Origin of the sequence: Larkinella soli, assembly GCF_003703975.1 — a bacterium.
Classification (GTDB): Bacteria; Bacteroidota; Bacteroidia; order Cytophagales; family Spirosomataceae; genus Larkinella; species Larkinella soli.
The window spans coordinates 23154-36549 of sequence record NZ_ML112624.1 but is presented as its reverse complement, the minus strand read 5'-3'; the positions used below and the strand labels follow the sequence as shown (position 1 = coordinate 36549).

General features: G+C 48.5%; 12 protein-coding genes. 11 read left to right on the top strand and 1 reads right to left on the bottom strand.

Annotation, left to right across the window (positions count from 1 at the left end; all coding sequences use genetic code 11):
• On the bottom strand, positions 1 to 106 hold a 106-nt coding region (locus tag DX909_RS01820; protein ID WP_128543343.1), incomplete at its 3' end, for a GDP-mannose 4,6-dehydratase.
• 1275 nt (positions 107 to 1381) lie between these two features.
• On the opposite strand from DX909_RS01820, the gene DX909_RS01815 reads away from it, so the two are divergent.
• From DX909_RS01815 to DX909_RS01770, 11 genes are all read left to right on the top strand, one after another.
• Positions 1382 to 2653: a WcaI family glycosyltransferase gene (locus tag DX909_RS01815; protein WP_128543342.1), complete on the top strand. Its 1272-nt coding sequence runs from the start codon at positions 1382 to 1384 to the stop codon at positions 2651 to 2653.
• A gap of 176 nt (positions 2654 to 2829) precedes the next feature.
• Positions 2830 to 3402, top strand: coding sequence for a sugar transferase (locus DX909_RS01810; protein WP_128543341.1), 573 nt, complete (start codon positions 2830 to 2832; stop codon positions 3400 to 3402).
• A 29-nt stretch (positions 3403 to 3431) separates the two neighbouring features.
• The gene (locus tag DX909_RS29430; RefSeq protein WP_164851170.1) at positions 3432 to 3572 is read left to right on the top strand and encodes a hypothetical protein; all 141 of its coding nucleotides are present in this window, start codon (positions 3432 to 3434) and stop codon (positions 3570 to 3572) included.
• 58 nt (positions 3573 to 3630) lie between these two features.
• Positions 3631 to 4851: a glycosyltransferase gene (locus DX909_RS01805; RefSeq protein ID WP_229310912.1), complete on the top strand. Its 1221-nt coding sequence runs from the start codon at positions 3631 to 3633 to the stop codon at positions 4849 to 4851.
• 7 nt (positions 4852 to 4858) lie between these two features.
• A complete protein-coding gene (locus DX909_RS01800) occupies positions 4859 to 5437 on the top strand; it encodes a WcaF family extracellular polysaccharide biosynthesis acetyltransferase (protein WP_128543340.1) in 579 nt (192 codons plus the stop codon).
• Between the two features lie 33 nt (positions 5438 to 5470).
• Complete coding sequence (locus tag DX909_RS01795; protein ID WP_128543339.1) at positions 5471 to 6343, top strand: glycosyltransferase family 2 protein; 873 nt, start codon at positions 5471 to 5473, stop codon at positions 6341 to 6343.
• Between the two features lie 118 nt (positions 6344 to 6461).
• The gene (locus DX909_RS01790) at positions 6462 to 8114 is read left to right on the top strand and encodes a lectin-like domain-containing protein (RefSeq protein ID WP_128543338.1); all 1653 of its coding nucleotides are present in this window, start codon (positions 6462 to 6464) and stop codon (positions 8112 to 8114) included.
• 66 nt (positions 8115 to 8180) lie between these two features.
• Positions 8181 to 8951 carry a polysaccharide biosynthesis/export family protein gene (locus tag DX909_RS01785; protein ID WP_164851169.1) on the top strand — a complete coding sequence of 257 codons (771 nt, stop codon included), beginning with the start codon at positions 8181 to 8183 and terminating at the stop codon, positions 8949 to 8951.
• On the top strand, positions 8948 to 11260 hold the full coding sequence (locus DX909_RS01780; protein WP_128543336.1) for a GumC family protein: 2313 nt from the start codon (positions 8948 to 8950) through the stop codon (positions 11258 to 11260). The genes DX909_RS01785 and DX909_RS01780 overlap by 4 nt, the downstream gene beginning before the upstream one ends.
• Positions 11261 to 11294: 34 nt before the next feature.
• Entirely contained in the window at positions 11295 to 12263 is a 969-nt protein-coding gene (locus DX909_RS01775; RefSeq protein ID WP_128543335.1) for a hypothetical protein, read from the top strand.
• Between the two features lie 11 nt (positions 12264 to 12274).
• On the top strand, positions 12275 to 13387 hold the full coding sequence (locus DX909_RS01770; RefSeq protein ID WP_128543334.1) for a glycosyltransferase family protein: 1113 nt from the start codon (positions 12275 to 12277) through the stop codon (positions 13385 to 13387).
• Positions 13388 to 13396 lie beyond the last annotated feature (9 nt).

Here is a 13396-nt window from a genome sequence, read left to right as displayed (position 1 = left end):
AGCTCCGGCGCTTGATGCCGTGGACTTCATAACCCTTCCGAAGAAGGAGTTCAGCAAGATAAGTCCCGTCCTGGCCCGTGATGCCGGTAATCAATGCTTTTTTCATAAAAATGACCTGAGTATGTAAAAATATAACCTGAGTAGAAAAGTATTCAGTGAATGAAATAAGGTCGGAGAGCAGGAGTTAAGGATAAAGGCAATTAAAAACAATACATTAAAATATTTCTATGTTTCATGTATCAATTCTGAACGAAAAAATCAGGAGAAGGGAATAGAAATTCGACTGTGCTAATGTAGTTAATTTTTCATTATTCAAACCGTGTCATTGAATTAAAACATTAAGAATAGGCCATTTTGGAGAAATAGTAGCACTTCAATTTAATACGCAAACGTTTGATTAATCTAAACCCTAAAAAATTCTTGTCTGATAAAAAAGCTTGAATTGTCCGTTAAAAAAAAATTTAAAGGTATTCCTGTCTTATCAGAATATTTATGAAAAAGGAAAGAGACTTTTGTAGATGTATGACCAAACATTACCTGCAAAATCCTTTTAATGTCATATTAAATAACCGCAAGGTCAAGTAAGTAGATCAATTTGATGGATATAATTAAAAAAAATAATAGAATAGTTATATATAACTATTCAAGTTGAAAACTGGACGCATCATTAATTGAGATTAAAAACGGATGAAAATTCAGGATTAAAGGTATGTCTGGCAAATAAAGAATTGAGAATACTCCTAAAAAAAATCGAATCTGAATTCTTTTTTGTTTGAATTTTATGCTATTATATTTGATCGAAGGAAACACTCTTAAAAGCGTCTATTACTGAATTTTTCCTCTTTTTTATCAGACAATTGTGGATAAAAGATGGAAAAACTGGGACACGAGAAGTTCAGGAAATTCAGCGCCGATCTGCGGAAGTTCAAGTAGTAATACATCATCCTATCCTGAACAGAAGGAATTGCCTTAAAAATTCAGCAGAATAAAACAGGCCGTTGAATCAGAAAATAGATTGCTTTTGTTTTTTTCGATCCAGTGGTTTTGATCCAGTATCTTTTCTTCTGGGTAGTCTACCCTCCACCGTACGCACATAGAAAGGACAGTTCAGAAATTGTACCTCTCGGTTATGAACTGTTTTGGTCTTCAGAAAGAATCCTGTAATTAAAACAGGTTTAAATGGCATATATAAAAGCCATTACGATTTAAATGTATTAAATTCTGAAGGTAGAAATCATTCAGAATTTTCAAATACAAATTTCACTTTTCCATTTAACGGGAACCTAATGCCGAAGATTAATTCAATCTTTGTGCTCAGATTTTTTGTGTTACTTCTTGAAAGGAAGAGGAGTCGTTTGCCTGAAACCAAAATAATAAGCTTTTGAAAAAACGAATATTATTAATTGGCTATAACTTTTTCCCGGAACCGACAGGTATCGGGAGATATAGTGGCGATACTCTTTTTTGGTTTGCTGAAAACGGGTATGATTGTAGTGTAATAACATCATATCCTTATTACCCTTATTGGGAAGTACAACAGCCTTATTCAAAGAATAAATATTGGTTTAAAAAGGAAAGTATTCAAATTGAGAACGGGGCCACGATTACTGTCTACCGGTGCCCCATGTATGTGCCGAAAAATCCGAGTGGGGTAAAGAGGATCATATTGGATTTCACCTTCCTTCTTGCGGCTGCCTTTCAGCTCATTTCGTTGAGCAAAAAGCCGAAATATGATGCAATAATTACGGTTGTTCCATCATTTTTAATCGGAATACTCGGTGTGATTTACAAAAAATTTAATCCAACAAATTTGGTTTATCATGTCCAGGATTTGCAAATTGAGGCTGCAAGAGACCTGAATATGATAAAGAATAAATCTCTGATCGACTGGATGTTTAAAATTGAAAAATATATATTGAAAAACTGCAATATAGTGACTTGTGTTGGTGATGGTATGGCAAGGATTATCCAACCGAAAGTCAAAAAAGCAGTTCAGTTGTTTTTAAATCCAGTCGATTCTAAATTAATTTATCCTATTCATCATAAAGACGAATTAAAGGTAAAATATGGGTTTAAGTCGTCTGACACGATATTGTTGTACTCCGGTGCGATCGGGGAAAAACAAGGGATTGAAGCCATACTTTATGCCGCCAAAGAGTTTGAAAAATTGAATAACCTTTGTTTTGTTATTTGCGGCTCCGGTCCCTATAAAGTCAGGCTGCAGGCCCTGGCCGAATCACTTGGTTTGAAAAATGTCAGGTTTCTTCCGTTGCAGCCGTCGGCGTCGTTTAATGAATTTTTAAACGTTGCCGATATCCACTTTGTCATCCAGAAAGCAAATGCCAGTGATCTGGTCATGCCTTCGAAACTGGCTGCCATTCTGGCGGTTGGAGGAGTAGCAATAATCACTGCCAACGAAGGAAGCAGCCTCCATGATCTCGTCACCCGCTATGATCTTGCGGTCCTCGCCGAAGCGGAAAACCAGGAAGCCTTGAATGACAGTATTAAAAAGGCCCTTTTCAACGACAATACCCAGATTAAAAGGAATGCCAGGCAATATGCCGAAGAAGCCCTTGAGAGAGAAGTAGTAATGAAGAAGTTTGAACAACTGCTTTTTAAGAATGCTCAGGTTGGACAAGCTACGCTGCCCTGAATACTGATCCGGCTTTCGAAAAGTCATAGTATTTAAAGGCGGGAAATCGCTGAGATTACAAGTCATTTGTTTAAAAATTTTCGGTTATGAATACTTTCTACTCGTATCAGACTTATGAGTATGATGAGAAGAATGCGTCAAAAAGGAAAGAGTCCTTTTTGATGTTCAAGAAACGTTTGTTTGACATAACGTTATCCTTTCTCATTACGGCCTGTATTCTGATCTGGATTCTTCCGATTCTGGGTACCATCGTTCGACTGACCTCCCCAGGCCCGGCCTTTTTTATCCAGAAAAGAACGGGCCGGCACGGCCGGACCTTCCGCTGCATCAAATTGCGGACGATGACCGCAGCTCCCTCCAGTTCCAGCTTCAAACAGACGGCCATGAATGACCCGCGGGTAACGCCCTTCGGGAAGTGGCTTCGCAAAACCAATCTGGATGAGCTTCCCCAGTTTATCAATGTTTTTATGGGTGATATGAGCATCGTCGGTCCCCGGCCGCATGCCATCGAGCACGATGCCGAGTACTGGAATATGGCTCCCCACTATCCGAAACGGTATTCCGTCAAACCGGGAATTACCGGCCTGGCCCAGATCCGCGGAGCCCGGGGAATCACCGATAACGACAAGATGAAAAGACGCCTGCGGTATGACCTCTTTTATCTGAAAAAAGCCTCCATTCGGGTCGATGTCAAGATCTGTTACCTCACCGTAAAAAAGATGTTCGACGGTGATGTTCACGCCTGGTAGTTCTTCCTTTCACTTTAAACTATACCTCTATGGTTTCTTTATTCAAGCAATTTAAGGATAACCTGTTGGGTGTTGAAAACGAACATTTCCTGTCGATTCAGCTGCTGGTATTTTTCATTTATCTGCTCTATACCATTTCGATGAATTTCGTAGTCGAGCAAGCTTACTGACAGACCGAATGTGGTGGGAAAAATCTGATTAAATCATGCCGGTTCCGGCGAAAAAAAGATGAATAGTTCAGGCAGGGAAATACGGGTTTTGCATATAACGGGCAGCATGGATCCGGTTTCAGGCGGCCCTTGCCAGGGAATCAGAACCTCGACGCCCGTACTGGAAACGATGGGCGTTTACCGGGAAGTGGTGTGCTTCGATGAGCCGAATGCCGCTTACCTGGGAAAGGATTCTTTTCCTGTTCATGCGCTCGGAGTTAAACCGAACAGCTGGCATTACAGTCCGAAATTACTTCCCTGGCTGAAAAGTAATATGGACCGATTCGATGTATTGGTTTCGAACGGAATCTGGCTCTATCATTCCAATGCCGTCCGGGGGATTATCCATCAATTAAAAAACGCGCGTTCTGCCGAAAAACCGCTGAAATGGTTCGTTATGCCGCATGGTATGCTGGACCCTTATTTCCAGCGTGCCCCCGATCGGAAATTAAAGGCAATCCGCAACTGGCTGTACTGGCAACTGCTGGAACAAAAAGTTGTCAGGGAGTCGGACGGACTCCTGTTTACCTGCGAAACGGAATTGCTTCGGGCACGCGAAACGTTCCGTCCCTATCAACCGAAAAGAGAAATTAATGTCGGCTACGGAATCGAAATGCCACTGGGTTTTGCGCCGGTAATGAAGGAGGCATTTTTAGCGAAATGTCCTGAAGTGAACGGGAAGCCTTATTTTCTTTTTCTGAGTCGGATTCATCCGAAGAAAGGTGTGGATCTGCTGATCGATGCGTACATAAACCTGGCGAATAAAGTGGCGGCTTCCGGGAAAGAACTTCCCAGGCTTGTCATTGCCGGGCCGGGAATGGACACTGAGTTTGGACGTTCACTGCGGCAGCTGGCGCAGGCCGATCCAATCGGGAAAAGCAATATTCTCTTTCCGGGCATGCTTTCGGGTCATGCGAAACTGGGGGCATTTTTTGGCTGCGAAGCGTTTCTGTTACCGAGTCATCAGGAGAATTTCGGAATTGCTGTAGCCGAAGCTTTAGCCTGCGGGAAACCGGTATTAATCTCCGATCAGGTGAACATCTGGCGAGAAATTACGGCCGGTGGAGCAGGCTTTGTCGCGGAAGATAACTTTTCCGGCACCCTGCAATTACTGAGCCGATGGTTTGAATTACCGGCATCGGAGAAGCGAAAGATGGGTGATAATGCAAGAAACACCTTTGCGCAGAACTTTTCCGTAAAACCGGCCGCCATGCGGTTTAGGGAAGCCATTATCGGGTAGATAACTTATGCATAACCAGGATACACATACAGGCCCGTCTTTTTCCTTGCGCAATCGTCTGGCAAGGCTGGTATGGGCCGTGGCGGATCTTTTATTTTTCCGGTTTTCACCCCGTCCACTTCATCAGTGGCGGGCGTTTATCCTCCGGTCTTTCGGCGCTAAGATCGGGCGGGGCGTTCATGTTTATCCGGGAGTAAGAATCTGGGCTCCCTGGAATCTGGAATTGGCCGATGAATGCGGAATTGCGAGTGGGGCGGTACTTTATTCTCAGGATAAAATCCGGATTGGCTACCGGGCGGTCATCTCTCAGGGAACGAATGTTTGCACGGGAACGCACGATTATACGCATCCCGGTTTTCCGTTGCTGACCCGACCGATTACGATTGGTGATCAGGCCTGGATTGCCGCCGAATCTTTTATTCACCCGGGCGTATCGATCGGGGAGGGCTGTATAATCGGAGCAAGATCGGTGGTTACGAAGAATATGCCGGCCTGGTTTGTTTGTGCCGGTCATCCGTGTCAGCCGATTAAAAAACGGGTGTTTTCTGCCCCGGTTGAGAAACTGGATCGTCAATTTACGAAGTGATTGGATGTCTGTATCAGTTGAACGTTGTTTTTCATGGCGCTTGATTTAACCATTGCAATACCGGTTCGCAATGAAGAACAAAATCTTCCGAAATGCCTGAAGGCGATTGGATCGGATCTGGCCCGACATGTCGTGGTTATCGATTCGGGAAGTACGGACCGAACTGCGGAAATTGCCCGCTTTTATGGGGCGGAAGTAGTTGATTTCGTTTGGGACGGAAAATTTCCGAAAAAGCGAAACTGGTATCTCAGAAATTATACACCTGCCACCAAATGGGTCATGTTTCTGGATGCCGACGAGATTCTGACCGAAGCCTTTAAAACGGAACTTCGGGAAAAACTGGAAGGAAATAGCGACTGTCTCGGGTACTGGTTACGCTACACGGTCTACTTCCTGGGAAAGCAGAATAAAGGCGGTTATTTCCTGCATAAACTGGCTTTGTTTCAGGTCGGTGCCGGTGAATATGAACGCATCGATGAAGACCAGTGGAGCCGGCTGGATATGGAGATTCATGAACACCCGGTGATTGAAGGAAAAGTCGGTATGATTCGCAGTAAAATCGATCATCAGGACATCCGTGGAATCAACTATTACGTCACTAAACACAATGAATATTCAAGCTGGGAAGCAGCCCGTTTCCTGAAGCTTAAAAACGATTCGAAAGCGACCGGCCGCTGGTCATGGAAACAGCGGCTTAAATACGGACTGATGCGGACGCCCTGGCTGGGGCCTGCCTATTTTCTGGGCAGTTTCGTGCTGATGGGCGGTTTTCGGGATGGTACCAGAGGGTTTGCTTTCAGCATTCTCAAACTGGCTTATTTCACTCAGATTTATTTAAAGATCCGGGAGCTTGAATCTGCCGGATCCGCGGAAATAAAACCGGTTGAAAAAAGTCATCTCGTCTGATTTCTCAGGTTTCAACGGCCTGGGAAAATGTGCCAATAAAGAAAGTAACCGGATAAATGGTTGTGAAAAACTTTTCTCCATTTATCAAAAAGTTAGCGTTAAATCTGGCCGATTTTTAATGAAGGTAAAATTGATCTTTCTGGTTGCCCTGATGCCGGTTTTGGCCCTGAATCTGAGCCTGGGGATCGCTTTGGCCCAGGGCGGTTATACGCTTGTGGGAACGGCCAGAGGAAGCGCACAATCCGACTGTTATCAATTGACGGCAGCCCAGAACGGACAGAATGGAGCCGTTTGGTATGACGAGCCGCTTCGTCTGACCGAGTCCTTCGAACTGGAGTTTACCATGAATTTCGGATCGAATCCCAGAGGAGCCGACGGCATCGTGATGGTGATGCAGACGAAGGGTAACCGGATTCTGGGCGTGCCCGGTCAGGGAATGGGATTTTTGGGGCTGCAACCGGCGCTCGGAATCGAGTTCGATACGCACCGAAACGGCAACCTCGGCGATCCGGAAGCCGACCACATTGCCGTTGTCCGCGACGGCGAATCCAATCATCGGACCTCCGGATTTGCGGCTCCCGTGCCGATTTCCACGGCTTCCGGTAACGTCAAGGACGGCAAAAACCACCTGATCCGCGTAAAATGGGATGCCGTAAATCAGATTCTGCAGGTCTTTGTCGACTGCAACCAGCGGATCAGCCAGCCGGTTAAGCTCATTCAGGACATTTTCAAGGGCCGCCAGGAGGTTTTCTGGGGCTTTACTTCGTCGACCGGAAGTTCGGCCAACGCCCATACGGTTTGCCTCCAGAAGGAAATCGTCATGCGGGATACCCTGCCGGCGTGCCGGGGTGAAGTGGTCGGGCTGGTCGCCAACAAGTCATTCAACGACCGGTATGAATGGAGACCGGCGGTGGGTCTCGACAACCCCAACTCCCGAACGCCCCAGTTGACGGTAGCGAACGATCAACTCTATACGGTCACCTATACGGACCAGTGCTCCAATCAGAAAACCGACAGTGTGTTCGTCCGGGTGAAAACACCGAAGGTAAACCTGGGGGCCGACCGCAGCGTCTGCGAAGGCACACCGGTCGAACTCAATCCGACGCTGGCTCCGGAAGCTTCCGGTGTACAGTTCAAATGGTCGACGGGCGAAACCGCCCGGGCCATCAGTCCCACCACCAGCGGGCTTTACACGCTGGAGGTCGTCAACGACGGCTGCGCCGACCGGGATTCCGTTCAGGTCACGTTTGAAGCCCTGCCGAAAAGTGAAGTGCCGAACGAGCAGACGATCGACTGTCCGGGTGCGCAGCCCCTGGTTCTGGACCCGAGGTTTACGGGTACCGATCTGACCTACGAATGGGTGCCCGGAGCCGGTAAGGGCGCCAGTCTGGAGGTGACCGGGCCGGGCACTTATTCGGTGACGGTGCGGACGCCGGCCGGCTGTGCTGCGGAGCGGAAATTCGTGGTGCTGGACAACTGCCCCGCTTCGGCCCTGGTTTTTGTGCCCGACGCCTTTTCTCCGAACGGCGACGGTCAAAATGAGGTCTTCGAGTGGAAAAGCACGGAAAACATCGAAGTGCGACTGAAGATTTTCAACCGCTGGGGCGAGCTGATCTTTTCGAATGAAAGCGGAAATGCGTTCTGGAACGGAACCTCGAAAGGGGTGCCGTGTCCGGAAAATTCGTACCTGTGGAAAATGGAATATAAAACGACACGGAACGCCACCAGCCAATGGATCACCCGACACGGTCAGGTGCTGCTGGTTCGCTGAAACCGGTAGTCGATCATCCTCTTTTTGAGCCAAAAATTAAATGAAATGCAAACGGAAAACGCTCACTTGAAAACCTGGATCCGCAACATGATGGCAGGCTTTGTCATGGTTTCGGAACTGCTGTTTTTCTCTTCCTGTAAGACGGCGAAAGACCCTCATTACTTTGATGACCTGAATTCAGCTTATGAATCGAGGTTGCCGATCGAGAACCAGACGGAAACCCGGATTCTGCCCGGAGATCAGCTCAATATCACGGTGGTTAGCTCCAATACGGAGACCAATAACCTGTTCAACACCGGAACGGCCGAAGGGGGCGCTTCGCCGGCTTATCTGGTGGATAAGGACGGGAGTATCCGGTTTCCGGTCATCGGTAAAATTAAAGTTTCCAATCTGACACCGGCGGAGGCATCGGCTAAACTGACGGGCTTCATCGGTGACAATTACGTGAAGAACCCGATCGTCAACGTTACCATTTCCAACTTCAAGATCACCCTGCTCGGGAAAGTAAGAAGCCCGCAGACGCTCGGGGTGGAGGATGGGAAGATAAACATTCTCGAAGCCATTGCCCGGGCCGGGGACATTGCCGAAGGCGGTGATAAAAAGCGGGTTTTGATCATTCGTGAAAAGGAGGGAATCCGAAGCACCGTTCGCCTGGATCTCACCAACCGGGAAGTATTGAATTCGCCCTACTTCTATCTCCAGCAAAACGACGTGGTTTACGTCCAGCCGGAGCCATTTGCCGAGAAGACCAACCTCAGGAACTCACTGCGCAACGTGTTAACGGTGGTGTCTTTGATTTCAACGGGTACTTTACTTTTTATCAGGTTACGAGGATGAACGAGAACGAGTTATTTCCATTAAGTATTGACCAGCCGAGAAAGAAGGATATCAACGCCATTCTGGCCGTTTATTTCCGGAAGTGGTACCTGTTTGCCATCGGTCTGGCGGTTTGCCTGGTCTCAGCCTTTGTGTATCTGAAGGTGATAAGTACGCCGAAATATTCCATCAGCAGTACCATTTTAATCAAGGAGAATGCGCCCGTTCCGAACGTAGCCAGCATCGTATCGTTCGGTGGAATGGTTTCGGATCCGTATAACAGCCTTTCGACGATCATGCTCCTGCTAAAATCGAAACGGCTGATGAAAAGAACCATCAATGAACTGGGTCTGACCACGACCTATTTCATCAACGGCTCGGAAGTTTACGGCATGGATATTCCGATCAAAATCGTAGTCGGAAAACTGGATTCTACGGTCTATGAACAGCCGTTTCTTATCACGCTAAAATCCGGGAATTCGTTTACCCTGACAGATTTTAACGAGGAGTCGGCGACGTATAAATTTGGGCAGGTGGTAAAACGGCCCTACGGGAATTTCACCATCCTGGCGGGCCCCGGGCTGAAGGATCTGGTCGATGAGGAAATCTCCTTTTCCTTCCTTGATATCGAAACGGCCACTGATAAATACAGCGAAGTGCTGTCGGTTCTTCCGGTCACGGATAAGGCCAGCGTTCTGAAGGTGAGCATTGTCGATATCTTTCCGCAGAGAGGCAGGGAAATAATCGACCGGCTCCTGAAGCTGTATTCGGACGATTCCTTCGAAAACAAAACCCGGGTCGTCGACAATACCATCTCCTTCCTGAACGAGCGTCTTCAATATTTCACTTCGTCCCTTTCCGGGGTGGAGCAGCGGGTCGAAAACTTCAAACGGAGGAACGAACTGATCGACATCGGGAGTCAGGCGGCCAACTACTACGCCAATGCGGAATCGTATACGAAGACCATGGCGCAGTACGGGCTTCAGATCGACCTGCTCGAATCGATCGAGAACTACCTGACCGAGGGCCAGAACCAGTTTAAACTGGTGCCGAGTACGCTGGGATTGAGTGATCAGACGCTCAACGGGCTGCTGGCGAAACTGAACGAACTTCAGCTCCAGCGGGAGAATTTATTGCAGGATGTTAAACCGAACAGCCCGCTGGTGAAAGACGTCAACGAACAGATTTATAACCTGCGGACCAACATCCTCGAAAACCTCCGAAACATCAAGAACGGTCTGGTGATCGAGAGCAATAACTACAAGGCGAGTTCAGAGAAGTTCCGGTCGAAGGTCAACCAGGTTCCGTCCATGGAACGGGAACTGATCCAGATCAACCGGGAGCAGACGATCCGTCAGAACATCTACCTGTATCTGCTTCAGAAACGGGAAGAAGCCACCATTTCCCGATCGGCCCTGATATCGGATTCGGAGATCATCGATCCGGCCCGCGCCGACCGGGTTCCGGTTAGCCCGCAGCCGACGCTGACCTTTCTGGTGGCCTTCGTTCTGGGTCTTGGCGGACCGTTTGTCTATCTGTTTCTGAAAGGACTTCTGAGCAGTAAAGTGATGAACAAGGAGGATGTCATGGACCTGACGAAAGTCCAGATCATCGACGAAATGCCGCACCTTAATTCGAAATCCATTCTGATTTCCGATGCTCATAGCCTGCACGCCGAACGACTGGAACGAATCCGGGCCAACTTCCTTTTCAATACGCTGAACACCCGGAATAAAGTGGTGCTGATCACCTCGGCCAACAAGGGGGAAGGAAAAACGTTTATCAGCGTCAATCTCGCGGCCAGTCTGGTCCGAGCCGGTAAGAAAGTGCTGCTGATGGAACTGGATCTGAGAGAGCCCGGCCTCGCGGAAGATCTGGGTCTGCCCGGGTCCGCCGGCGTAACGGATTATCTTTCTTCGGACGATGTTTCGATTGTCGATATCATTCAGCCTTCCGGGAAAATTCCGGGCCTGTCCATCATTCATGCCGGCTCGGTTTTAGGGAATCCGTCCGAGTTGATTCTGTCGCCGAAACTGGCCCATCTGATTGAGGAAGTAAAAGGCAGTTTCGATTTTATTCTGATCGATTCCGCCCCGATCGGAAAAGTGGCCGATGCGTTCGTTCTGAAGTCGTACGTGGATTCGACTTTATTCCTGGTGCGCTTCAATCATACCAACAAAAAGGATTTGGCCGAGATGGAGGATCTCCATAAGAACGGAATGATTGTGCATCCCGCCCTGCTTCTGAACGATATGATTGCCGACGAAAAATCCGGGTATTCCAAAAAGAAAGCACAGAAAAAGTCCAGAAAGCGGAAAGTGGTCAGCTAAACAGGGTCATCGATTTAAATTAATGTTAATCCCCATGGCTTCAACTATCTGTACGCTTTTTGAAAGTCATTATCATCATGGCGTTGCAGCTTTAACGAATTCACTTTATAAAAATGGATATCGGGGAGCAATCTATGCAGGGTATCGCGGCAGTCTGCCTGCCTGGGCCTCTTCCTCCCGAGCCGACGGATCGGTTCACTGGCCGGGTGCGACGAGGCTGAAAGTAGCCGACGGCCTCGATCTCCATTTCCTTCCGCTGGAAACCGACTACCATCTCACCAACTATAAGCCGGATTTCATGCTGCGCCTGTGGGACGGCCCGGCCCGGGACGCCGGCGGAATGTATTATTTCGACCCGGACATCGTAGTAACGGCGCCCTGGCATTTTTTTGAAGAATGGATCTCATGCGGGGTGGCGCTTTGCGAGGACGTCAACTCACCGCTGGCGCAGCACCATCCGCGAAGGGTGGCCTGGCGTCGGTACTTCGGCAAAAACGACATCAAGCTGGACTTCAAATCTCCCATTTACGTCAACGGCGGGTTTACCGGCCTGAGTCGGGAAAACTGCAGTTTTCTGAAAACCTGGAAACAGATTCAGGAGGTGATGGCCCCGCAGATCGGCGGCCTCAACCGGTCTTCCCTGACGGGCACCCCGCTCCCGGCCGGGTCGAGCGGGCCATTTGCGCCTTTCGGAAAAACCGATCAGGACGCCCTGAATGCCGCAGTGGAAGCCTGGGAAGGAAGCCTGAGTTTTGCCGGGCAGGACGGAATGGCCTTCAAGTACGGAACGTCCCTCATGCCGCATGCGCTCGGACAGCCGAAGCCCTGGAAAAAGAATTTCATCCTGTCGGCGCTGGACGGCCGACCGGCCACTTTGGCCGACAAGGCCTACTGGCTGAATCTGGACGGGCCTATTCGGAATTACAGCCCGATGCAGATTAAAATCAGAAGGTTTACCATCCTGTTTGCCGGTTTAATTAACCGGTTTTATCGCAGATCTTAGTTTGAGAATAGATGCTTAGAATCATTTTCCTTTGCGGCTCGATGGAACCTGGTATGGACGGCGTCGGAGATTATACCCGGCGGCTTTCGGCCGAGCTGATCCGTATTGGGCATAGGGTCGATATCCTTGCCTTAAACGACCGCTTTATTTCGGAGGAATCGGAAGTGGTTCAACTGGCGGACGGAACGGAACTGCGAGTGCTTCGCCTGCCGGGAAACTGGTCCAATATCAGACGTTTTAACCGGGCAAAGAAATGGATAATGGGTAAAAATCCGGAGGTTATCAGCCTTCAGTTCGTGCCTTATTCTTTTCATCGAAAAGGGGTTCCGGTGGGAATCGACCAATTTCTGCTCTGGCTCGACCGGAACTATCGCTGGCATATCATGTTCCACGAACTCTGGCTCGACAACCCGAATAGATTCGTGCAGAAAGCCGTTGCACAGATTCAGCAGTTTGTTATTTCCCGATGCGTTAACCGGTTGAAGCCGGTAAAGGTAAATGTGTCGGTTCCCTATAATAAAAGAAGACTTCAAAGCCTCGGCATTGCCTCCGATGTACTTGAAATATTCGGCAACATTCCCGACAGCAGGATGCGCCGGCATCTGGTGCTTGATTCCCTGAAAAAAATTAACGCCCAGAAGCTGTTATTTTTTGGGTTAGCGCCCCGGGGACCTTATTTAACTTTGGTCCTGAACGGCTTAGCCGGCTTGTTAAAAAAGACCGGAAAGCATTTTTGTATGGTGATCGTGGGGGCGGATTCCCCCAATAAATCGGCATTTATCCAGGCGCTGCAGGAGTCGCTGTCGCAGGAGCGCGTCTCGATTATCGACTGTGGTTACCTGAACTCGGATACCCTGAGCAGCGTGATCCGGGAGTGCCATGTCGGAGTGGCTCGTTCAGATCCTCAATTTCTGGGGAAGAGCGGTTCGGCCATCGCCATGCTCGAACACGGTCTGCCGATCTGGATGCCGAAGCTGACGGACCTGCAGCTGGTGGAGTATTCCTTCCGCAGGCACCTGATTTTTACGGATCTGAATGAGGCTCTGCGGTTTTCGGACCGCTCGGAGTACCACTCGCTGCTGCCCGGCGTAGCCCGGCAGTTTATTTCGCAATTAACTGATTGATTGTTCACC